The organism is Streptomyces sp. NPDC088733 (assembly GCF_044751185.1).
In the GTDB taxonomy this organism is placed as follows: Bacteria; Actinomycetota; Actinomycetes; order Streptomycetales; family Streptomycetaceae; genus Actinacidiphila.
Map to the genome: position 1 here is coordinate 26738 of NZ_JBIVLH010000004.1, position 22152 is coordinate 48889.

The following is a 22152-nucleotide window of genomic DNA, read 5'->3' on the forward strand; positions in this document are numbered from 1 at the left end:
GGCGGCGTCAGTCGGCAGCGACCGTGCTCGCGTCGCGGCGCTGCTGCTCGACGACATCCACGAACAGGCGCTTGAACTCGGCGTAGACACCGACCCCGAGGCGCTGCGCGTGGCGTGCCTGCATCTCCGTCATGATCTTGTCCGCGGCGGCCATCTGGGCGCGACCGCGCTCGGTGGGGCACACGAGCTTGGCCCTCCGGTCCGCGGGATCGTTGTGCCGCTCGACGTAGCCCAGCTCGGTGAGTTCGTCGACGAGCGTCCCGATCACCTGCTTGTGCTGACCGGACACCCGGGCCAGGTCGGTCGCGCGGATGCCCTCCGCCTGGAGGTAGGCGAGGACGGCACCGTGACGGGGCTTCAGGTCGTCGAACCCGAGGTCGTGCAGACGGGAGAAGAGTTCGGCCTGGACGGCGAACAGCAGGCGCCCGGCCAGCACCCCGAGATCCGGGTCAGCAACGTTGCGCACCGTGCGGCTCACGCCCCTTCTCCACTGCCTCACCCCGGGAGCTGACGCCCCGTATCCCGATCCGGTGATTGTAACGGCGCGGCGGACGGCCGTACGGGCGGCATGACGAGGGTCCGCCCCCGTCGTGTCAGCGGCGGCTCGCCGTGCCGGCGGCGCCCAGCCATTGGGCGAGGACGGCGGCCTCGCTGCGGTCGAGGTCCTTGGTGGCGGTGAGCAACGTGACCCTGCCGTGGGCGGCGAGGTCGCGCAGGTGCCGGACGGCGGGCCGGTGATCGGCGTCCTCCAGCTCGCCGATGTAGCGGTCGCGGAACTCCGCGAAGCGCTCGGGGTCGTGGTGGTACCACGTGCGCAGGTCCGCGGAGGGCGCCACGTCGCGGAGCCATTCGTCGAGACGGGCCCGCTCCTTGCTCATCCCGCGGGGCCACAGGCGGTCCACGAGCACGCGCTTGCCGTCGCGCGGCGAGGTCTCCTCGTAGATCCTCTGGCAGCTGAATCGTCCGGCCATGGCCGTCGTCACCTTCCCGGTGGGACTGCCCGGCGTCCGGTCCGAAGCCGGCCGTGCCGGGGCGGGAACCTCTGGTGATCACTCTATCGGCGGTACGGCGCCGTGGCCCGGCGAGCGCGGCGACGGCGCCCGGCGGTGCCCGTGGACGCCCGTGGACGCCGCGTGGGCGGGGCCGCCGGCTGCGGCCCCGCCCACGCGGTAGTGACCCGGGTGCCCCGGGGGGGGGGACGTCAGCGCAGGCCGAAGGCCCGGGTGATCGTCTGCGAGACGGTGTTGCCCGCGTTGTCCCGTGCGCCGACCCGGAGGGTGACGAAACCGGCCGACCGCGGCGCGCGCAGGTTCGTCCGCCATCCGTCGTCGCACCGGCTCAGGTCGGACCGCTGCCAGGTCTTGCCGTCGTCGTACGACACCTCGACGGACGGCTTGCCGATGGCGGCGGTAGTGCCCGGCAGGTGCGAGGCGGTCACCGTCAGCGGGGCGCGCCGGTCGGCACGGCCCGAGGCGTCGGTGTCCACGCCGTAGTCGAGCTGGATCAGCGGCAGGGACACCGCCGCGTCGCTGCCGGTGACCGCGGAGGTGAAGTCCCACTCCGTCAGGGTGTGCGTCGAGTACGGACTGGCCCAGGTGCCGCGGTCGTTGTCGAGGACCAGCCGGTACGGCAGGCGCTCCGCGCCGAGCCCGGGAACCTGCAGGTACTCGGCGTTGCCCCAGTCGAGCTGCTGGTCGCCCTGGTACAGCGACATCCAGTCCTTGACGTCGAAGTTCGCCCCGGCCTCGCCGACATGGCCGGAGCCCGAGTCGCCCCAGCCGGGCGCGGTGATGTACATCGTGTCGAGGTAGCGCACCGGCTGGTAGTTGACCGGGCCCATGCGGGGCCGCTGGATCGGGCCGAACCACTTCACCTCGGCGGTCCTGCGCGCCGGGTAGGTCAGCGGCCCCATCGCGTGCTGCCCCGTCTCGCCCTGGATGAAGGCGTCGTCCAGCCACGTGGTCCCGGCGGTGACCCAGTCGGTGCGCTCGCCCTGCGCGGGCGCGGTGAGCTGGTTGCCCACGGCCCAGCCGCGCCAGACGTCCGGACGGAACTCCATGGCCTTGCCCTGCCGGAAGTTCCGGAAGGAGACGTTCACCCGGCCGAGGTCCTTGGTCTCCTCACGCCAGGTGGGATCCTCCGGCACGGCGCCGGTCCAGTGGTGCACGACGTCGTAGACGTAGTCGGTCGTGGGGTGCGAGGTGACCTTCAGCGGGACCGATCCGTGCCGGAGCGAGCCGATCAGCTGGGCGCCCTGGTCGGCGTTGAGCGTCGCCACCGTCACCGGGGCGGGGCTCAGCGGGCTCCAGGGGTTCTCGTCCCAGGGCTCCAGGCGGCCGGTGCCGTCGTTGACGACCAGCAGCAGCCGGGCCCCGGCAGCCGCGGCGGCGTCGGCCTGCGCCTCGATGGCGTCGGTTCCGGCGCTCCGCACCACGACGGCCTTGCCGCGCACATTCTGCCGCGCGAGTTCCTCGGCGGTGCCGTCACCGGCGAAGACCGTGGTCAGGTTCCGGGTCCCGGCGGGCAGCGGCGTGGCCGCGCGCTTGACCAGCGGGTCGTCGAAGGTCGTGGACTTCGTGCCCAGGGTCAGCGCGGGCTGCTCGAGACGGAAGCGCGCGCCGGCCTCGAACTCGCCGTCGGTGACCTTCTTCCCGGTGGGCAGGGCCCAGATGCTGTCGTACGAGGGGTCGGGCAGCATCGAGGTCTCCACCAGGCTGTCGCTGTACGACCGGTGGGCGTCCAGACGCGGCGCGACGGCGGTGGTGTCCTGCGGCACGTGCGCCAGGATCCGGCGTGCCTTGCGGCCGTCCAGGGTGACGGTGCGGTCCTGGTCCAGCTTCACGTCGTTGAAGGCGAGCAGCACCATGCCGCGCGAGTGCTCCCCTTCCGCGCCCTGCACGTCGCCGGTGAGCCAGCCGCTGTAGGAGCCGACGGGCAGCCGTGCCGTACCGGTGCCGGACGCGTCGAGGTCCAGCACCGAGAAGAGGTGCTCGGCGCTGAGGACGACCCGGCCGGCCAGCGGCTTGCCGGAACGGTCCTTCGCGACGACCGTCAGGTTCTGCCGCTGGCCCTCGCGGGCCGCGCCGATCAGGGTCCGGGCGCGGACCGCTCCGGCGCCGTCGGTACCGGTGATCATGGCGCTGACCGACTGGTCACCGGCCAGCTTGTCCAGGGACGCGGTGAGCGTGACCGCGGCGGTGCCGTGCGCGGGCACGGTGACGTGGTCCGCGGAGAGGCTGAACAACCCCGCCGGGACGGTGCCGTTCACCGCGAGGGCGAGGCTGACCGGGGCGTCGCCGACGTTGGTGTACGTCACGGTCTGGACGTTGGTCTCCCCCGGCTTCGGGGGCCAGGTGTAGAAGCCGGAGTAGGCGCTCGTGGTGGCGAAGACCGTGGTGTGCACGGCCGCCGCCACGTCGAGCCGGCCGGCGCCCGCCTGGTACGGGGTGTACGCCGGGGTCGCCTTGGCGCTGCTGACCAGCGCCTCCTTCAGCTGGGCGCCCGTCCAGTCGGGGTGCGCGGAGGCGAGGAGCGCGGCGGCGCCGGCGACGTGCGGCGTCGCCATCGACGTGCCGCTCATCGTGGTGTAGTAGCCGGAACCCCGCTTGTAGTGCGAGCGCGCCGCGACGATGTCGACACCGGGCGCGGTGATCTCCGGCTTGAGGCCGCCGTCGCCGTCGCGCGGGCCCTGGCTGGAGAAGTCGGCGAGCGTGTCGGTGGAGTCGACGGCGCCGACGGTCAGCGCGGAGTCCGCGGCACCGGGGCTGCTGATGGAGTGCGGGCCGCCGTTGCCCGCCGCGATCACGAACAACGCGCCTGTGTCGCGGCTGAGTTCGTCGACGGCCTGGCTCATCGGGTCGGACTTGTCGCCGCTGCCGCCCAGGCTCATGCTGATGATCCTGGCCTTCTGGTCGCGGGCGGCCCACTCCATGCCCGCGATGATCCAGGACTCCTGGCCGCTGCCCTCGGAGTTGAGCACCTTGCCGACGGCCAGCCGGGCGCCGGAGGCGACACCGCGCTCCTTGCCGTCGGAGGCGCTGCCCGTGCCCACGATGGTCGAGGCGACGTGCGTGCCGTGGCCGTTGTAGTCGGCGATGTCGTCCTCGCCGGGGACGAAGCTGGCGCTGTCGGACACCTGTCCGACCAGGTCGGGGTGTTCGGTGTCCGCGCCGCTGTCCAGCATCGCGACCTTCACGCCCTGGCCGGTGTCGCCCTCCGCCCAGACCTTGTCCGCGCCGATCTGGGCGGTGGAGTCGGCCAGATCGGCCTTCACCTTGCCGTCGAGCCAGACCTTGGCGACGCCGCCCGCGAACGACGGCTCGGCGGAGCGGGCCGCCGCGGCGGAACCACCGGTCAGCGAGGACCAGAACGCCGGTGCCTGCCGGTGGTTCTGTGCGAGGGCCGCGCCCTGGATGCTGTCCAGGCGGCGGACGCCGGTCGAGCCGGCCATCTTCGCCCGGGTGCGGGACGTGGCGGCGGCGCCGGTGTAGCGCACGATCAGCGGCAGTCCGGAGCTGTGCGCGTCGTCGTAGCCCTCGGCGATCAGCCGTGTCACATTGAACAGCTGCTTGTCGAGCTTCCCCGTGCTCACGTACGGCAGGGCGGCGTCGGGGTAGACGTAGGTGGCGCCGTCCACGACGGCACGGTGGAAGCCGGTGGTGGCTCCGCTCGCGGCCTGGAACGAGCGCACGACGGTGCCGTCGGCCGCGGTCCCGAGGGTGACCTTGTCACCCGTGATCAGCGTGACGGTGTGGGTGCCGGGGGTCTGATGGGCGGCGTCGTTGTGCGACACCTCACCGGCGGAGTACGCGGACACGGCGGCGGTCGCCGGTATGACGCCGAGTGTCAGCGCGGCAGCCACGGCGAGGGCGATCGGCCCGGGCCGGGGAATGGGAACCTTGGGCAAGGAGGACTCCTGAGGCGCGGCAATGAGCGAAAGATCACTGGATCCTCCGGCCGCCCTCGCCGTTGTTCAAGGGGTCGCACGCGTCACTCTTGCGCCATGGCACAGGTGCGCCGCGATCAGACGCGTTCGTCGGCCGTCGCGCGTCCGGGGGGACGGCGGTGGATCTCCACGTGAATTCGCCGTGTTCGGGGTGTTCGGGGTGTTCGGGCATGGGGCGACGGCCCTGTGGCGCCGGCCGGTTCGCGCAGCTCGCCACAGCACCGGTCCGGGCAGAGCCGCGCCCCGGGCGGCCTATCCTCGGGCTGTCCGGGCTCGCCCGCTCTGCCGGGACTTCCGCGCCACGACCCTCGCGCCGACCGGGGTCACCGCCTGACCGGCGGCCCGGCACCGACAGAAAGGCGAAGCCTTGGAGATCTGGATCAACCCGGCCTGCTCGAAGTGCCGTTCGGCCCTCACCGTCCTCGACGCGGAGGGAGCGCAGTACACCGTTCGGCGCTACCTGGACGACCCGCCCACCGCGGCCGAGCTCACCGCGCTGCTGGACCGGCTCGCCCTGGAGCCGTGGGACATGACGCGCCTCGGCGAACCGGTCGCGGAGGAGCTCGGCCTGACGGCGTGGGGCCGGGACGGCTCGACCCGCGAGCAGTGGATCGAAGCCCTGACCCGGCACCCGGCGCTCATCCAGCGGCCGATCATCACCGCGGACGACGGAACAGCCGTCGTGGCCCGCAGCGAGGACGCCGTCCGCTCCGTCCTGCCTCCGTCGTCATCGACGTGAACCGGGCACGGGCGGTGCGTATCGGCTCCCCTGTGGTCGATACGCACCGCCCGTGCCCGCGGCCCGGCCGGCGGAACCCTCAGGAACCGACGCGCGCGGGGCTGGCCGTTCCGTGGACCGAGCGGGCGTGGGCCGCGTAGCGGCGGCGCCCCAGGGTCGGGACGATCAGCCGCACGGGCAGCGGGGCCGTCGCCAGGACCGCCTTGACGACCTCCGGGTCGCCCTCGTACATCGCCATGCGGAAGACGAGCGGCAGGTCCTTCTTCGGCGTGTGCGCCATGCCGTGCTCGCCGAGCTGGTGCCATTCCGCCGCGGTGACGTGCTGAGCCGCCAGCGGCAGGATCTCCGTCTCCTCCAGCGCCATGTGCTCGATGAGCACGGTCAGCAGCCGCTCGAAGGCATCGGCGAGCCGCTCGCCGTCCCGTCCCGTGGAGCGCCAGCCCGCGATGAGTCCGGTCACCTCGGTGTGCAGTGCGTCGATCGCGTGGTGCTGCTGCTCCATCGTCGGCACGATGGCCTCCGCCTGCTCGCCGGCCCGCTCGACGAGCTTGGGCCACAGCAGGAGGTCCTCGCCCTCGTGGTGCGTGTGCAGCACCCGGCACACCAGCGCCGCGTGCGCGCCGACGACCTCCGCGCGGCGGGTGTCGTCCGGCGCGACGGACCGGATGAGGGCGGGAAGCAGCCTGAACTCCCGGCGCAGCGCGGTGTGGGCCATGTACATGTCGCGCGTGTCGGCCATGGGTTCGTCAACGAGTGGAGCCATTGTCTCTTCCTCTTACGGCCGCCTGGCATCCCGGAGGATGGCGCGGCCCGGTCGGGCAGGACCCTGCGCGGTGGCGTTGCGGAACCGCCCGCCGCACCGGGCGTCGGCCGCCGGGTGCCACAGAGGGCGCAGGGTGATCAGGGCAGGGAAGGCACAGGTCGGTGGCCTCGCCCGCTGCCCAGGTCACTGTGCCAGGGCGCGACGCCCGCCGCATGCGTCAAATGCCCCTGCCCGGCGGCCGCCGCATGGGTCGTCCGACTCTGCTGCCCCTCGCCGCGCGGGCCTTGGCCGCGCCCGCGGACCCGATCGCCCGAGGACCGCATCCGGGGACAAGGACTTCAGGCGGACGCGGTCGCACGACGGCCAAGGTCCGTCGCACACGTGACGCTTGACGCGTCCGGGCCACGAGCGGCCGCCCCCGCTCCCTGGGGCGGGGAGCGGTCGGCGTCCCCTACGCTGCACACCGTGATCGGAAACCCCACCCCCGTGTGCTCGTGCTGCGGCACCCCCGTGCCCGACGAGGAGCGGATCGACGTCCGCTTCGGCCTGCCCGACGCCGCGCTCGACGTCCCGGAGGACGCCCGGCACGAGGTCGGGGTCGCCGCGCTGCTCCGCGTCGACGGCGCGGGCAGCTTCATCCGCTGCCTGCTGCCGGTCCGGCTCACCGGCGGAACGGAACTCGTCCTCGGCACTTGGATGCGGATCAGCGACGACGACCTCGACCACGCCCACCGGATCTGGGACGACCCGGCCTACCGGGGACTCACCCTCCGGGGCGCCATGGCCAACGCGATCATGTCCTGGGGCGCCGGCCTCCTGGACGCCCCGGCCACCCTGGTCGTGCGCGACCCGGACGAGATCCCGTACGTCGACGGCAGCGACGACGAACTGCTCCGCAGTGTCCTCACCACGACCTGGGACCGCGACGACGTCCTCAGCCGCTTCACCCACCCCCTGCCCGTGCCGGTCCGTACCCCGCTGGACGAGCACTGGTCCGTCGAACGCAGCCGCGGCTTCACCGCGCGCGTCGTCGACGGCACGCACCGCTTCCTGACACCCGGCCGCACCGTGCACTGCGACGTGTTCACCGACCGGATCCGCCGCCGCCCAGAGGAGTTCCTGACCGCCCTGCTGAACGGCGCACCCACCGTGCCGCCGGAGCGGCAGATCACGGAGGACACCGGGAACGGGATCCGGCACGCCTTCTGGACCGTCGCCACACCGAACGGCCGCACCCAGCACGAGTTGTACGGCTTCACGGTGGACCGCGACGGCAACGCGGCAGGTGTCGTCTGCATGTGGGACAAGCCGGACGACCTCGCCTGGGCACTGCACGTCTGGCGGTCGGTGCGCGGCGTCGGGTGACCCCGTCGAACCGGTGACCGAGTCCTGGGTGATCGACGGCGACAACGCGGCACCGGTTCCGGACGCACTTCGGGCGCGGGTGCGCCGAGGGGTGCTCGAGACGTGGCTGACCAGTTCGTCCGGGCGCTCGCTGTCCTTCGTGACGAACACCGAGCGGGCGATGGTGATGCTGCTCGACGGGGACGGCGATCCCGGCGAGCATGCCGTCGACCCGGGAGCCGAGGGGGCGAGCGACGGGTTCGTCCTGTCCAACGGGCAGCGGGACGCGTACCCGGACCGGGACACCGTGCCCGTCGAGGAGGCCTTCCGGCTCGTGGAGCACCTTGTCCGCACGGGATCCTGGCCCGCGGACGCGCGCTGGATCGCCGACCGCTGAGGCGACGGCCCACCGGATCGGTGCGTCCCCAAGTCCCCCGCTGCCCGGGGCTGTCACAAACACGGGGGTCGCCTTGTCGTCAGTGCGGACAGTCCCCGTTTGGAGGAACAGATGAGCGCTGAGCACACGCACATGCCCCCTGGCGTCGAGGTGATCTCGACCCTGCCGGAGGCGGCGGCCCGCATCCCGGACGGCGCCGAGGCCAGGACCGTCCGCGTCACCCTGTCGCCCGGTGACCCCGGCGCGCCTCCGCACCGGCACCCCGGGCCGGTCTTCGGTTATGTGACGCGGGGCGAGATCCTCTTCGAGCTGGAGGGGCAGCCGCCGCGGGTACTGAAGGCGGGCGAGGCCCTGTTCGAGCCCGGCGGCGACGTGATCCACTACCAGGGCGCCAACAACCTCCAGGACGCGGAGTCGCAGCTGGTGGTCACCATGTTCGCGCTGCCGGGCACCCCGGTGCTGACCGTGGTCGGCGCTGAGGAGCTGGCCGAACGACGGCACCTGCGGTACGCGCAGTCCTGAGCACCACCCGCGGGCCGGGCGGCGTCCGGCCCGCGGCGGGCCGGGCTGCCCCGGCGCCGATTTCCGCCGGGCGGGGGTGGGGTGCGGACGGCCCCGGCGGAGCAGGCGGCCTCCCCGCACACCGAAACACTCACCACCCGCCTCGAAAGGGCCTTTCATGCAGCGCCATTCCCCGTTCCGGAACCTCCTGACACCGCTCTCCCTGGTGGCCACGGTGACCGCCGCCGCCGGCCTCCTGGCAGTGGCCGTGGCCCCGGCGGGGGCCGCCAGGGGCAGGAACTCCTCGGGCGACCGCAAGCCCACCGTGGTCCTCGTGCACGGCGCGTTCGCCGAGTCCTCCAGCTGGAACGAGGTCGTCAAGACCCTGAAACGGCACGACTATCCGGTGGTGGCCGCCGCCAACCCGCTGCGCGGACTGGCCTCCGACGCCGCGTACATCAGAAGCCTCCTGGCAAGCATCGACGGACTGGTGGTCCTCGTCGGGCACTCGTACGGCGGGTCGGTGATCACCAATGCCGCGCAAGGCTCCGACAACGTCAAGGCCCTCGTCTACATCGCCGCGTTCATGCCGGACCGCGGCGAGAGCGCCGTCGAACTGTCGGCCAGGTTCCCGGGCAGCTCGCTGGGCAGTGCGCTGCGCCGTGTGCCGTTCACGCTGCCCGACGGCTCCCAGGGCGTCGACCTCCTCATCGAGCAGGACAGGTTCCACCACCAGTTCGCCGCGGACGTGCACCCGTACACCACGAGTCTCATGGCGGCCACCCAGCGCCCCGTGACCGCGGCCGCGCTGGAGGAGGCCTCCGGCGAGCCGGCCTGGAAGTCGATTCCGTCCTGGGCCCTGGTGACCGGGGAGGACCTCAACATCCCCCGTGCGGCCCAGCTGTTCATGGCCGAGCGCGCCCGGGCCCACGTGGTGGAGATCCACTCCTCGCACGCCGTGGGCGTGTCGCACCCGGACGACGTCGCCGACATCATCGACAAGGCGGCGCGGGCGGTCCGCTGACCGGCCCCTCGCGGCGCCGGGCTCATCACGAGTGACGAGAGCCCGTCCGAACACCCCTATCACTCCCAAGTATTGGTCAAAACATGGCCAGGCCGCCGAAAACGGCCGTCCGTTGCGGTGACCGCCATCTGCCGTTCACACCTGTCTCACCGCTCCGGTCGATCGTGCTTCCTAGCGTCCGTGAGGGCGCGCACCGCTGACCTGCCGCAGCCCGCTGTCAGGTTCGGGGCGCTGCTGTCCGGTCGGTGTGCGACTGCACCCGACGACGCGAAAGGCCCCTGGCATGTCGGAAGCACCCAAGCAAACCAGAATCTCTCGTCGCAACGCGCTCGGCCTGTTCGGCGCGACAGTGTCCGGCGCCGCCGCCGGGCCGCTGGTCCTCGGCGCCGGAACCGCCGAGGCGGCCCCGGCGCAGTCGGAGGTCACCGGTCTCACCACCGGCTCGCCCACCACCCCCGTCCAGGGCCTGCACCTGACCTTCGGCGCCGACCCGCGCAGCCAGATGGTCGTCTCGTGGATCACCGACGCGGCCGTCAAGAACCCGCGGGTCGTCTACGGCACGCTGAGCGGCGGTTTCGGCTCCACCGTGCACGCGAAGTCGAAGTCCTACGTCGACGGCACCTCCGGGCGGACCGTCTGGGCCCATCACGCGCTGCTCAGCAAGCTGAGGGCCGACACCGACTACCTGTACGCGGCCCAGCACGACGGTGCCACCCCCGACGCCGGCACCTTCCACACGGCCCCGTCCGGCAGGGCGCCGTTCACCTTCACCAGCTTCGGTGACCAGGGCACGCCCAGCGTGACGTGGAAGACCGGTGCGAACCCGGCCGACGCCTCGGGCCGCGACTTCGAGCCCAACGCCACGCCCGCCGCCGCCGACATCGTCACCGGCATCGAGAAGGTCGGCCCGCTGTTCAACCTCCTCAACGGCGACCTCTGCTACGCCAACACCGGGCCGGACCGCGTCCGCGTCTGGAAGGACTTCCTCACCAACAACAGCCGCTCGGCGCGGTTCCGTCCGTGGATGCCGGCCGCGGGCAACCACGAGATCGAGCTGGCCAACGGCAAGCTCGGGCTCGACGCGTACCAGACCTACTTCGAGCTGCCCTCGACCGAGACCCAGCCCGAGCTCGACAACCTCTGGTACTCCTTCACGGTCGGCTCGGTGAAGGTGATCGTCCTGCAGAACGACGACATCGCCCTGCAGGAGGGCGGCGACATCTACATCAAGGGCTACTCCGGCGGCCGGCAGCTCGCCTGGCTGGAGAAGGAGCTCAAGGCGGCACGGGCGTCCAAGGACGTCGACTGGATCGTCATCTGCATGCACCAGGTGATGATCAGCTCCGCGACCGCCGCGAACGGCGCCGATGTCGCGCTGCGCGCGGCGTACGGCCCGCTGTTCGACAAGTACGGCGTCGACCTGGTGGTCTGTGGCCACGAGCACGACTACGAGCGCTCGCTGGCCGTGCGTGGCGTCGTCCCCGGCAGCGTCACCCTCACGCCCAACCCGAGCCAGACCGCACTCGACGTGATCGAGAGCGAGCACGGCACGACGCACATGATTCTCGGCGGCGGCGGCGTGTCCGGCATCACCAACAACAGCTTCACCAACGACGACGCCGACGGTCACGGGCACCACTCGGCGTACGTCCAGATGGAGCACGTCGGCAAGTTCAACTCCGTCAAGGAGCAGGAGACGGCGGTCTGGATCGGCGTCCGCGACTCGGAGCACCCCTACGGCTTCGCCGAGTTCAGTGTCGACCCGGGCCGACACGCCGGTGACATGACCCGCATCCACGTCACCTACTACAACATCATCACGCCCACCGGTGAGCTCTCGGTCTTCGAGAAGTTCACGCTGCAGCGCCGTCGTAGCGACGGCAGCAACGGCGACCACGGCGGCCACGGCCACCACTGACCCGTCGCGGGTCAACGGCAGCAGTAGCCGGAAACGCCGGGGGCCGGGACGTCGTCCCGGCCCCCGGCGTTTTCCGCCGCCCCCGGTCCGTCACCTTCGGTGACGAGCCAGATGCATCTTGCCACCGGGCGGTCCGGCCACGCGGCTCCCGTGCCGGGCGGCGCGAAGTCCGTTTTCCCCGGGGCGGCCAGGCACACGGGCCGTGCGCCGAAAGGGCCAATCGGCCGGGCACAAAGTCGTAGGACCATGAGCCGGTTCCGGGACGCGAAGAGCGATCGGATAGGGTCGCTGTCACCGCGGAAGGGCTGCTATTGAGCCCGTTCCGCGGTACCGCAATTCGGGAGGAGCCGCTTTTATGTCACGTCCGATCCGTATAGCCATCGTTGGTGCAGGTCCCGCTGGAATCTATGCGGCGGACGCGCTGCTGAAATCCGATTCCGCGCAGGAACCGGGCGTGTCCATCGACCTGTTCGAGCGCATGCCCGCGCCCTTCGGTCTCATACGCTACGGCGTGGCACCCGACCACCCCCGGATCAAAGGCATCGTGGATGCCCTGCACCAGGTTCTCGACAAGCCGCAATTGCGGCTGTTCGGCAATGTCGACTATCCCGGGGACATCGACCTCGACGATCTGCGCGCCCTTTACGACGCGGTGATCTTCTCGACCGGGGCGCGCACCGACCGGGCCCTGGACATTCCCGGTGTCGGCCTGGACGCGTCGTACGGCGCCGCGGACTTCGTCTCCTGGTACGACGGCCACCCCGACGTACCGCGCACGTGGCCGCTGACCGCGGAGAAGGTGGCCGTCCTCGGCGTCGGCAATGTCGCCCTGGACGTGGCCCGCATCCTCGCCAAGACCGCCGACGAGCTGCTGCCGACCGAGATCCCGCCGAATGTGCACGACGGCCTCAAGGCCAACAAGGCGCTGGAGATCCACGTGTTCGGCCGCCGCGGCCCCGCGCAGGCCAAGTTCACCCCCATGGAGCTGCGGGAGCTGGACCACTCCCCGAACATCGAGGTCGTCGTCGCCCCCGAGGACATCGACTACGACGACGGCTCGATCGCCGCCCGCCGCGCGAGCAAGCAGACGGACATGGTCGCCAAGACCCTGGAGAACTGGGCGATCCGCGACGCCGGCGACCGGCCGCACAAGCTGTTCCTGCACTTCTTCGAGTCCCCGGTCGAGGTCCTCGGCGAGGAGGGCCGCGTCGCCGGGCTGCGCACCGAGCGGACCGAACTCGACGGCACCGGGAACGTCCGCGGCACCGGCCGCTTCACGGACTGGGACGTGCAGAGCGTGTACCGCGCCGTGGGGTACTACTCGGACGAGCTGCCCAAGCTGCCGTTCGACATCGTCTCGGGCACGGTCCCGAACGCGGCCGGCCGCGTGCTCGACGGCGGCGAGCACATGACCTCGGTCTACGTGACGGGGTGGATCAAGCGGGGCCCGGTGGGCCTGATCGGCCACACCAAGGGCGACGCCAACGAGACGGTCGCCTGCCTCCTGGCGGACCACGCGGCGGGCGCGCTGCCCGCCCCGGCCGTACCGGACCCCGACGCCGTCGTGAAGCTCCTGGAACAGCGCGGCATCCGGTACACGACGCGCGAGGGCTGGTACCGGCTCGACGCCCACGAGCGGGCCCTCGGCCGGCCCGAGGGGCGCGAGCGCGTCAAGGTCGTGGACCGCGAGGCGATGCTGGACAACTCCGGGGCCTGACACCGTCCGTGGCCCGGTACGGACCAAATGCCGCCCCACGGCCCGGCCGTGGGGCGGCATTCCGGCACCCGGCGGGAGCTTCGGACCTAGTGCTTTTTGCCGATGCGCGATGCGCCGCGAGACCGATTTCCCCCGCGCCGGGAAGCAATAGTGTCGGCCGTATGAGCGAGCACCCGGGGAAGCCCTCCCACGAGCGCGCGATCGACGTTGTCCGGGGTTACGCGAACCACGACGCCGTCGCGGTGCGCAATGCCCTGGCCGATCTGGATCCCGGCGGCTGGACGGACGTATTCGGGGTCCTGAACGGCCTGCTGCGCTCCACCATCGGCATCGTGGAATTGACCGGCACGGAGTGGAATACCGGCCAATTGGTCCGGCACGCCGACGAAGTCGCCGCCGCGGCCCCGCTCCACTACGAGTTCGCCGTTGCCGAAGCGACGCGGGCATGGGCCCTCGGCAACGTGTCGCCGCTGCGCACCTTCGCCGACGGGGACCTCCCGGCGGCCGTGCACATCACGGGTGTGTTCGTCGCCGTTCTGGGTCTGGCGCTGTGGGGCAGGGCCGGCTTCCTCGACGTGGTGAACCGGCTCGACGAGTCCGCCACCGCGCTCATGAACGACCCGGACTCCGCAATTCCCACCATCCGGCCGTAGCGGCCGGACATCAGACTCTCGCCGGCTTCGTCGTCGTCGATGCCACGAGTTCACGAAGCCGGCGAGACCCCCTTGCCGCTTCTCGTGCGGGAGTCACGCGCCGTGAATTTCCAGACCCCTCTGTCCGCCCTGGTCCCGGGAACCTCCGGCCGGCTGCTCACCGCGCTCGTGGCGCACCACACCGCCGACGCGAACCGCCCGCTGGCGCTGGACGAACTGTCCCGCGTCGCCGCGGTGACACCGGCCCAGTTGGAGACCGCGCTCTTCCGCCTCGGCCTGCTCGGCCTCATCGCGCCCCGGCGCGGCGGCGAAGCCGTGTGCCTCGTCCCCGGCCACATCGCCTGGGACGCCCTGCGTCAACTGACCGATCTGCGCGGTCGCGTGGTGGACACGGTCCGCGAGCGGACGCGGGCCCACCTCCACCCGGCACCGGAATACCTCGCGCTGAGCGGCCCCGTCATCGAGGGGACCGCGACGCATCCCGCGGACGTGCTGGAGCTGATCGTCGTCCCGCCCACCGCCGCCCCGGCGGACTGGGACGACCGCCTCGCCGCCCTCGTCACCCAGGTGTCCCGCGCCCTGGGCAACGTCGTCGTCCCCCGCCGTGCCCGCAGCACCCGGGAGGCGGAGGCCGTGGGCGGCGAGAGCACGGTGCGCATCCTGCCGGCCTGACCGGCCACGCCGGCGGGCTCTCGGCCGGATCACCGAGTGGGGGCGCGCGTCCAGATCTCCAGGCCCGCACCTTGCGGTTGCCGCGGGAGCCGGGCCCGGCCGGCCAAGGGCCTCCGGCACTCCGCGGATGTGGGGACGTCTCCCGGGCCGACGTCCCGGGGCGTCCCGCCGCACGCGCCCCTCCCTATCAGACCGCCGCGTCCGCGGCCAGGCGCGTGCTCACGAGACCGCGATCACCGTCCCCGGGACGGACAACCCGTGCCGCCCTTGCCACCTTTCCCACTTCGGCTCGCGGGCGACCCGCTGGTGCCGGGGCGATCCGGTCGGACGCAAGGAAGCCGTGCGCGCGGCACGCAGGTGCGGTGGCCGTGCCCGCCGGGAGCCCGAGCCCGGACGGCCACGCGGAACTTCGCCCTGTCGCCGGGGCTTCCGCGCGGTGCCCGCGATCGGGCTCTCCGCGCCGCGAGCCACACCTTCCGCACCCCCCAGGGCATCGTCAGCAGCGGCCTGACGATCGGCGCACAGGCGATCACCGCGGACACAGTCCCGCCCCGGCAACGCGGCCCCTACAGGCACCCCACGCAACGGCGGCGGCGGGGGCCGCGGTGTCGCACCGGCACGCGCCGAAAGGCGACGTCCGCGGTCGGCCGAAAGTCGTAGTGCCCTGGGGCAGGTCCGACTTCTGCCCGAAGCCGGGGCGTGGGCCGCCTTCATAGCCTGCTGGTCATGAGCTCCACGTCGTGGACTCGGCACTTCGTACGGCCGGCGACCCAGGTCGCCCCCTCGGGCACGGGCCCGGTCGTCACATCTCAGGAAAGGCGCCGCATGCACTGCGTACCATCGATCGCTTCCGGCGCCCGCGTCGGCGAGCCGCCCCGGCGGACCGGCCGCGGGGACCGGGCGGAGCTGACGCTCGACCCGGCGGCGATCGCGGCCAACACCCGGTTCCTCGCCGCGCGGGCGACCCGCCTGATGGCGGTGGTGAAGGCCGACGGTTTTGGGCACGGGGCCGCCGAGGCCGCCGCCGCCTCGCTCGGCGCGGGCGCGACGTCGCTCGGTGTCACGTCGGTGGAGGAGGCGCTGTCCCTCCGGGAGGCCGGCTTCCGGGTGCCGATCCTGAGCTGGCTCAATCCCGTGGACGCCGCCTTCGACGAGGCGCTGCGTGCCGGTGTCTCCCTCGCCGTCCCCGGCTGCGCACACCTGGCCGCCGTGGTGCGTGCCGCCTCCCGGACGCGCCGCCGGGCGCGGATCCATCTGCAGCTGGACACAGGGATGGGCCGCGAGGGCGCAGAGCCCGGAGCGTGGCCGGAGCTGTGCCGGCGGGCGCGGGCGGCGGAGGCGGAGGGCCTGGTCGAGGTCGTGGGCGTGATGAGCCACCTCGGCTGCGCGGACACCCCCGGCGACCCGTGCACCGACCGCGCGCTCGCCCTGTTCCGGTCCGCGGTGTCCACCGCGGCGGAGGCCGGGCTGCGTCCGCGCCGCCGGCATCTGGCGGCGACGTCGGCGACCCTCACCGACTCGCGGACCCGGTTCGACCTGGCCCGCGTCGGCGCCGGCCTCTTCGGCATCGACCCGACCGGGACGACCCGGCTGCGCCCCGCGCTCACCCTGACCGCACCCGTGGTGTCGGTCCGCGCCGTGCCGGCCGGCGCGGCTGCGGGCTACGGCCACGCCTGGAGCGCGGGACGGCGCACGCATCTGGCCCTGCTGCCCGTGGGGTACGCGGACGGTCTCCCCCGCGCCGCGTCCGGTCGGGCGGAGGTCCTCCTCGGCGGGCGCCGGTGCGCTGTCGCGGGCCGCATCTCGATGGACCAGGTCATCGTCGACACCGGTGACCGCCCGGCGGTGCCCGGCGAGCTCGCCACCGTCTTCGGTCCCGGCGACCGCGGCGAGCCGACGGTCAGGGAATGGGCCCGGTGGTCCGGGGCCCTGGAGCACGAGGTCGTGACGGGGCTGGGCGCCCGCCTGCGCCGTACCGTGCGCAGCCGGGCGGTGGCGGCATGACCGGCACGACGGCATCGCGGGACGGCCGCGTCCGCGTCGCGGTGATCGGCGGCGGCCGCAACTGCGAGCACGAGGTCTCCCTGGCGACCGCGGCGTCCGTGCGTTCGGCGCTCGACCCCGCCGTCTACGACGTCCTCGCCCTCACCATCGGCCGGGACGGACGGTGGCAGGACGCCTCCGGGCGGCCGCTGGCGGCCACCGCCGCGGAGAGCGTGTCGGCCGCGCTGACGCTGCTGGCCGGCTGCGACGTGGCCTTCCCCGCGGTCCACGGCCCGTACGGCGAGGACGGCACGCTGGCCGCGCTGCTGGACCTGGCGGACGTGCCGTATGTCGGATCGGGGGTCCGGGGCGGCGCGCTGGCCATGGACAAGTGGGCGACGAAGCTGGTGGCCGAGGCGGTCGGTGTGGCCGTGGCGCCGGGGCTGCTGGTCACGGCGGACGACGCCGACCAGGTGGTCTTCGACGGTGCCGTCGTGGTGAAGCCGGTCGCCGCCGGATCCAGCCACGGGGTCTCCCTCGTGACGCGGGCCTCCGAGCTGGCCCCGGCGCTCGCCGAGGCACTGCGGCTCGACGAACGGGTCCTGGTCGAGCAGCTGGTCGTCGGGCGCGAGGTGGACCTGGCCGTGCTGCGGCGGGCGGACGGCGGTCTGACGGTGGGGCCGCCGCTGGAGATCGTCCTGGACGAAGGGCGCCTCTTCGACACCGAGCAGAAGTACGACGGAGGGGCGCGGTTCCTGATACCCGCGCCGCTGACCACCGACGAGCACGACCAGTTGGTCGAGGCGTCCCTCGCCGTCTTCACCGCGCTGGGCTGCCGCGGAGTCGCCCGGTGCGACTTCTTCCTCACCGCCGCCGGACCCGTTTTGAACGAGGTCAACACCATGCCGGGCATGACCGCGCAGTCGCAGGTCCCGAAGATGTTCGCGCGCCAGGGGCTGAGCTATCCCGAGCTGCTGGACGAACTCGTGCGCGGCGCGCTGCCCCCCGGGCCCCGCACCCGCGGCGCGTCGGCCGCCGAGCGGAGCCTCGCGTGACCGCGCCGCTGAACGCCGTCCTTCCCAGCCCCCGCCGGGCCCCCGTCCACCGCCACAGGAGGTTTCCCATGTCCCTTTCCCTGCAACGGCTGCTGCACTCGGCCCGGGTCTACACCGTGACCGCCCTCGAAGTGGCCGTCCTCGGCGGCAGCACCGACCTGATGTCGGCCGACGCAGACACGGCCCGGAGCGCGAGCCGCGACGCGGAAGCGCCGGCCGCCCCGGGGTCCGCCGGCACGGGGCGCCATCGCACCGCGGTCCCCGGGGTGAGCGGTGTCTCAGAGGCATCCGAGGCGCTTCGGTGACACTGGAGGGGACCGCGGAGGGCCTGCCGCCCGTCCGGCGAGCCGGAGCACGGCACGACAGTAAGGAAGACGAAGGCGTGGACAGCAGCACGGACCGCTTCTTGGAGCGGCTGGTGCGCGGTGTGGTCGGGCTGGCGGGCCTCGGGGTCCTGCTCGGTCTGGGCATCGTGGACCTGACCATGGGAACGGTCCTCGCGCCCATCGTTCTGCTGGCCGCCGCCGTGGCCATGGTGACGTGGCGGCTGTCCGGCCGGGCACTGGGCACCGTCGCCGTGGGCCTTGGCGTGATCATGGTGGCGGCGACGCGGGAGGTCAATCCCGGCGCCATCGACGCGCTGCCGTTCGGGCTCACCATGACGACGGTCATCCTCCTGGTCATCGGTCTGGCCGCCTGGCGGGCGGAGCCCGTCCGTGCCGCGCTCGCGGTGCCGCTGCTGCTGGCGAGCCTGGTGCTCCAGCCCTTGACCATGCTCTCCGTCTCGCGGGCCACACCCGTGGTCTCCCTGGCCCTGGCGCTGGCGGGTGTCATCGCCGGCGCCACCGGCCTGTGGGCGCGCATGCTCCGCACCAGCCGGCAGCGTCAGGCGACCGCCGAGCAGCTGGCGCAGCGCACGAGCATCGCGTCCGACCTCCACGACTACGTGGCCCACCACGTCACCGGCATCGTCGTGCTCGCCCAGGCCGCCCAGAGCGTCGCGGCCAAGCAGCCGCAGGCGGTGCTGCCCGCGCTGGAGCGCATCGAGGCTGCGGGTGACGAGGCGATGACCGCCATCCGCCGCATGGTCGCCCTGCTGCACGAGCCCGGCTCGCAGGCCCGGCTCACCCCCATGGGCACGATCGCCGACATCGCGTCCCTCGCCGACCACTTCACCTCCGGGGACGACGTGAAGGTGCGGCTGACGATCACCGGGGACTTCGACGACGTGCCGATCGACGTGCAGTCGGCGGCGCACCGGGTGGTGATGGAGGCGCTGACCAACGTCCGCAGGCACGCCGAGGAGGTGCGGACCCTGGAGATCCTGGTGAGCCGCGACGCATGGCCCGACGCGGTGACGGTCGAGGTCTCCAACGACGGCCGCGGCCGCGCCGGCCACTCCGCGGGGGGCGGCTACGGGCTGAGCGGTCTGCGCGACCGGGCCGTGGCGCTCGGCGGCTCCTTCACCGCCGGTCCGAGGGACCCGGAGGGCTGGACCGTCCAGGCCCGTATCCCGGCGGGAGGCGCCCGATGACCATCCGTGTGCTGCTCGCGGACGACCAGGCCATGGTCCGCACCGGCTTCTCCCTGATCCTCGGTGCCGAGGACGACATCGAGGTGGTGGGCGAGGCGAAGGACGGCGTCCAGGCCCTGGAGATGAACCGGCTCCTCAACCCCGACGTCGTCCTCATGGACATCCGCATGCCGCGGATGGACGGCCTCCAGGCACTGCGCGAGCTGAACCGCTCCAACGCCGCGCCGAAGGTCGTGGTCGTCACGACCTTCGACGACGACGCCTATGTCTACGAGGCGCTCAACAGCGGCGCCTGCGGCTTCCTCCTCAAGGACTCGGGTCCGGTGCTGCTCACCGAGGCGGTGCGCGCGGCCCATTCCGGCGAGGCCCTGGTGAGCCCGGCGATCACGGTCCGGCTGCTGCGGGGCATCCAGCCGCCGCGGACGGTGTCCCCGGCCGCGTCGGACCTGTCCTCCCGCGAGACCGAGGTGGTGCGGCTGGTGGCCGACGGGCTGACGAACGCGGAGATCGCCGCCGCGCTCTTCGTCTCCCTCGGCACGGTCAAGACCCACCTGGGGAACATCCAGACCAAGCTCTCCGCGCGCAACCGGGTGGAGATCGCGCTGTGGGCGTGGCGCTCCGGTCTCGTGGACGGGTAGCACGGGCGGTTCACACCGGGGGCCGCGGGACCCTGGGCACGTAGGGCAGCAGCAGGTGGGAGGGGTGGTCGGGCCCGGACAGCAGGGTGGTCGTACCGCCGAAGACCTCGGCCGGACGGTCCACGGGGTCGTTGTGCAGGAAGATGCCGTGCCCCTTCATCGGCACGCCGTGGACCTGCGGCCAGGGGCCGCTTCCGGGCAGTTCGAAGTCGCGGCCGGTCACGGTCAGGGCGAGCCGGTGGCCGGCGGGCACCACGACGGAGGTGGGCCAGATCTCGATGTCCAGCGGGACGGCGGTGCCCGGCGTGAGCGGTTCGACGCGGTCATGGGGGTGCCAGGGCCGGTACGGCAGGCTGCGTCCCGGGTCGGTGGCACGGTGCGAGGCCCTCAGCCAGCCCATGCCGATCACGCCGGCCGGATCGAGGCCGCTGACGAAGGTCACGTCCACGCCCTCCGGGTCGAGGACGCGCAGGGTCAGGAACAGGTCCGCGTCGGTGGTGGTGGACGCGACGTGCAGCCGGGCGGCGGCGGGCCCGGTGATCTCGGTCTCCTCGGGGAACGGCTCGGTGGTGAGGGTCAGCCCCTCACCGGTGGCGGCGAAGTCCGCCCGCTCCTCACGTGTGAGCGCCTTCTCGCTCAGGGACCGGCTGTCCAGGTGGAGGTCGAGCTCGGTCCACCTGGTCCGGGCGAGCGGCCACTCCTGTTCCGCGCGTCCCTCGAACGTCCCGTCCACGTGGCGGACGTTGAGCAGGACCGGCGGCTGCCGGTGCCAGCCGGTGTCCTCCCCCTTGAGGAAGTGCCCGAAGAAGCGCTTCTGCAGCGCCACTCCGTAGTCGGTGTAGAACTCCGCGAAGTGCTCGTTGCCGTGCACCTCGAGCCATTTTGCGGCCGATCCGGCGCGGGCGTACCCCTCGAAACCACCGCGGGTGTGGAGGTGGTGGGCCCAGTTGACGGCGGAGAGGACGGGGACGTCGATCTTCTCCAGCTCGGGCGTGCGGTCCCGGTACCAGTCGTCGTCGAGGGGCCGGGAGAGCATTTCGGCGGGGGTGTCGGTGCGGCGCGCGGCGCGTTCGGCGTCGGAGAGGGTGCCGGGCCCCGCGACGGGTTCCCCGGTGCGGGGGCTGCGGGCGCCGTCTTCGCCGACACCGTGCTGCACTGACGCGACCTGCACCGGGAACCACACCGAGGTGAACGTGTTGAGGATCCCTCCGTGCCGGGCGAACTCGCGGTAGAGGTCGGCGGCGCCCTCCCACGGGCAGATGGCCGCGAGATGCGGCGGCCGCAGAGCGGCGACCTGCCACTGGTTCATCGCGTAGTACGAGATGCCGAGCAGGCCCACCTTCCCGTTGCTCCACGGCTGGGTGCCGGCCCACTCGACGCATGCGTAGTAGTCCTGCGTCTCGCGCGGGGAGAGGAGGTCGAGCAGACCCGGTGAGCGGCCGGCGCCGCGCGAGTCCACGCGGACGCACACGTATCCCTCCGGCACCCATTTCTCGGGGTCGACGGTCTCCCAGTTCTGGTAGCGGTTGGACGAGCCGGCCGTCGCGTCCGGGTACTTGGCCGCGAGCGGCGCCCACATGCCCGGATAGCCCTCCTGGAAGGCGAGCCCCTTCGCGTACGGGCCATGGGTCATGATCACCGGGTGGCGGCCGTCGGCCGCAGGCCGGAACACGTCCGCCCGCAGCACCGCTCCGTCGTCCATGCGGATCGGGACGTCCCAGTCGATGCGCATTCCGCCGGGCACCGCGTCGTCGCGGGTCTCCATGGTCCACTCCGTTCATCGAGCCGTGCGCTGACGGGACGGGCCGTGCCGGTGGCCCTGGTCAACGGGCGATGAGCGCGACGGTAACATGAGTTCGTGCGCAAGCAAACAGGTTCGGACGCGTGTCCGCCAGGCGGCACGCAGGGGTGTGCCCACCCGTGCCCTGCGGGCCCGTCGCGCGGGACCGAGCGGGCCGCAATGGCTGCGACGGGCTGTCGTTCCCGTCCCGCGAAAACGCATGACCGGCCTTGCCCGCGAATTTCCGGCGACGGCAGTCCAGAGCAATGTGACGCATCGGGAAAAGGACCTACTCCCCCGGACTTAGGCCTGGTCAGCGCGGTCTTGACGGGAACGGAAAATAGACCCTCGCCGGTTTTCGTGCTAGAAATCCGATCGGATCGCGACTCACCGCGCCCTGCCTTTGCGCCAGGGTTTTCCCTTTCCTGCCCATCCGTGTTCCCACCCGTGTTCCCGCCCGCGGCGCGGGGCGCGGACCGACGGCCGCCG

19 protein-coding genes are annotated in these 22152 nt (G+C 72.5%); 14 read left to right on the forward strand and 5 right to left on the reverse strand.

The features are described 5' to 3' along the window. Positions 1–7 precede the first annotated feature (7 nt). The 3 genes from ACIP64_RS09055 to ACIP64_RS09065 all read right to left on the reverse strand — a co-directional run bounded on the left by ACIP64_RS09055 (position 8) and on the right by ACIP64_RS09065 (position 4906). Entirely contained in the window at positions 8–478 is a 471-nt protein-coding gene (locus ACIP64_RS09055) for a MarR family winged helix-turn-helix transcriptional regulator (protein WP_401583262.1), read from the reverse strand. Positions 479–593: 115 nt separating this feature from the next. Next, on the reverse strand, positions 594–971 hold the full coding sequence (locus tag ACIP64_RS09060) for a DUF488 domain-containing protein (RefSeq protein ID WP_401583264.1): 378 nt from the start codon (positions 969–971) through the stop codon (positions 594–596). Positions 972–1201: 230 nt separating this feature from the next. Then, a complete protein-coding gene (locus ACIP64_RS09065) occupies positions 1202–4906 on the reverse strand; it encodes a S8 family serine peptidase (protein ID WP_401583265.1) in 3705 nt (1234 codons plus the stop codon). Between the two features lie 406 nt (positions 4907–5312). Here ACIP64_RS09065 and ACIP64_RS09070 point away from each other — a divergent pair, with 406 nt between their 5' ends. After that, positions 5313–5684 (forward strand): ArsC/Spx/MgsR family protein, encoded by a 372-nt coding sequence (locus ACIP64_RS09070; protein ID WP_401583266.1) that lies wholly within the window; start codon positions 5313–5315, stop codon positions 5682–5684. A 79-nt stretch (positions 5685–5763) separates the two neighbouring features. Here the strand turns inward: ACIP64_RS09070 and ACIP64_RS09075 are convergent, their stop codons facing one another. After that, positions 5764–6447: a hemerythrin domain-containing protein gene (locus ACIP64_RS09075; protein WP_401583267.1), complete on the reverse strand. Its 684-nt coding sequence runs from the start codon at positions 6445–6447 to the stop codon at positions 5764–5766. Positions 6448–6912: 465 nt separating this feature from the next. Here ACIP64_RS09075 and ACIP64_RS09080 point away from each other — a divergent pair, with 465 nt between their 5' ends. From ACIP64_RS09080 to ACIP64_RS09140, 13 genes are all read left to right on the forward strand, one after another. Beyond that, entirely contained in the window at positions 6913–7812 is a 900-nt protein-coding gene (locus ACIP64_RS09080; protein ID WP_401583269.1) for a DUF2199 domain-containing protein, read from the forward strand. A gap of 13 nt (positions 7813–7825) precedes the next feature. Then, positions 7826–8188 (forward strand): hypothetical protein, encoded by a 363-nt coding sequence (locus tag ACIP64_RS09085; protein WP_401583271.1) that lies wholly within the window; start codon positions 7826–7828, stop codon positions 8186–8188. 111 nt (positions 8189–8299) lie between these two features. Further along, a complete protein-coding gene (locus ACIP64_RS09090) occupies positions 8300–8710 on the forward strand; it encodes a cupin domain-containing protein (RefSeq protein WP_401583273.1) in 411 nt (136 codons plus the stop codon). A 157-nt stretch (positions 8711–8867) separates the two neighbouring features. Continuing rightward, positions 8868–9713: an alpha/beta fold hydrolase gene (locus ACIP64_RS09095; protein WP_401583275.1), complete on the forward strand. Its 846-nt coding sequence runs from the start codon at positions 8868–8870 to the stop codon at positions 9711–9713. A gap of 283 nt (positions 9714–9996) precedes the next feature. Next, complete coding sequence (locus tag ACIP64_RS09100) at positions 9997–11631, forward strand: purple acid phosphatase family protein (protein WP_401583277.1); 1635 nt, start codon at positions 9997–9999, stop codon at positions 11629–11631. Between the two features lie 355 nt (positions 11632–11986). Further along, on the forward strand, positions 11987–13348 hold the full coding sequence (locus ACIP64_RS09105) for an FAD-dependent oxidoreductase (RefSeq protein WP_401583278.1): 1362 nt from the start codon (positions 11987–11989) through the stop codon (positions 13346–13348). A 161-nt stretch (positions 13349–13509) separates the two neighbouring features. Next, positions 13510–14001 carry a hypothetical protein gene (locus ACIP64_RS09110; protein WP_401583280.1) on the forward strand — a complete coding sequence of 164 codons (492 nt, stop codon included), beginning with the start codon at positions 13510–13512 and terminating at the stop codon, positions 13999–14001. 102 nt (positions 14002–14103) lie between these two features. Further along, complete coding sequence (locus ACIP64_RS09115) at positions 14104–14673, forward strand: hypothetical protein (RefSeq protein ID WP_401583281.1); 570 nt, start codon at positions 14104–14106, stop codon at positions 14671–14673. Between the two features lie 825 nt (positions 14674–15498). Next, a complete protein-coding gene (alr, locus tag ACIP64_RS09120) occupies positions 15499–16677 on the forward strand; it encodes an alanine racemase (RefSeq protein ID WP_401583283.1) in 1179 nt (392 codons plus the stop codon). Further along, positions 16674–17711 carry a D-alanine--D-alanine ligase family protein gene (locus ACIP64_RS09125; RefSeq protein WP_401583284.1) on the forward strand — a complete coding sequence of 346 codons (1038 nt, stop codon included), beginning with the start codon at positions 16674–16676 and terminating at the stop codon, positions 17709–17711. The genes alr and ACIP64_RS09125 overlap by 4 nt, the downstream gene beginning before the upstream one ends. A 68-nt stretch (positions 17712–17779) precedes the next feature. Next, complete coding sequence (locus tag ACIP64_RS09130) at positions 17780–18016, forward strand: hypothetical protein (protein ID WP_401583285.1); 237 nt, start codon at positions 17780–17782, stop codon at positions 18014–18016. A gap of 77 nt (positions 18017–18093) precedes the next feature. Continuing rightward, positions 18094–19245, forward strand: a complete 1152-nt coding sequence (locus ACIP64_RS09135) for a sensor histidine kinase (protein WP_401583286.1) — start codon at positions 18094–18096, stop codon at positions 19243–19245. Further along, the gene (locus ACIP64_RS09140; protein ID WP_401583288.1) at positions 19242–19883 is read left to right on the forward strand and encodes a response regulator; all 642 of its coding nucleotides are present in this window, start codon (positions 19242–19244) and stop codon (positions 19881–19883) included. Before ACIP64_RS09135 ends, ACIP64_RS09140 begins: the two co-directional genes overlap by 4 nt. Before the next feature lie 10 nt (positions 19884–19893). On the opposite strand, the gene ACIP64_RS09145 is transcribed toward ACIP64_RS09140, so the two are convergent. After that, positions 19894–21648 carry a CocE/NonD family hydrolase gene (locus tag ACIP64_RS09145; protein WP_401583290.1) on the reverse strand — a complete coding sequence of 585 codons (1755 nt, stop codon included), beginning with the start codon at positions 21646–21648 and terminating at the stop codon, positions 19894–19896. Positions 21649–22152 lie beyond the last annotated feature (504 nt).

Coding starts and splice junctions, on each gene's coding strand:
- ACIP64_RS09140 (WP_401583288.1), top strand. CDS start 19,242: ATGACCATCCGTGTGCTGCTCGCGGACGACCAGGCCATGGTCCGCACC.
- ACIP64_RS09060 (WP_401583264.1), bottom strand. CDS start 971: ATGGCCGGACGATTCAGCTGCCAGAGGATCTACGAGGAGACCTCGCCG.
- ACIP64_RS09105 (WP_401583278.1), top strand. CDS start 11,987: ATGTCACGTCCGATCCGTATAGCCATCGTTGGTGCAGGTCCCGCTGGA.
- ACIP64_RS09130 (WP_401583285.1), top strand. CDS start 17,780: ATGTCCCTTTCCCTGCAACGGCTGCTGCACTCGGCCCGGGTCTACACC.
- alr (WP_401583283.1), top strand. CDS start 15,499: ATGCACTGCGTACCATCGATCGCTTCCGGCGCCCGCGTCGGCGAGCCG.
- ACIP64_RS09090 (WP_401583273.1), top strand. CDS start 8,300: ATGAGCGCTGAGCACACGCACATGCCCCCTGGCGTCGAGGTGATCTCG.
- ACIP64_RS09075 (WP_401583267.1), bottom strand. CDS start 6,447: ATGGCTCCACTCGTTGACGAACCCATGGCCGACACGCGCGACATGTAC.
- ACIP64_RS09110 (WP_401583280.1), top strand. CDS start 13,510: ATGAGCGAGCACCCGGGGAAGCCCTCCCACGAGCGCGCGATCGACGTT.
- ACIP64_RS09100 (WP_401583277.1), top strand. CDS start 9,997: ATGTCGGAAGCACCCAAGCAAACCAGAATCTCTCGTCGCAACGCGCTC.
- ACIP64_RS09125 (WP_401583284.1), top strand. CDS start 16,674: ATGACCGGCACGACGGCATCGCGGGACGGCCGCGTCCGCGTCGCGGTG.
- ACIP64_RS09145 (WP_401583290.1), bottom strand. CDS start 21,648: ATGGAGACCCGCGACGACGCGGTGCCCGGCGGAATGCGCATCGACTGG.
- ACIP64_RS09095 (WP_401583275.1), top strand. CDS start 8,868: ATGCAGCGCCATTCCCCGTTCCGGAACCTCCTGACACCGCTCTCCCTG.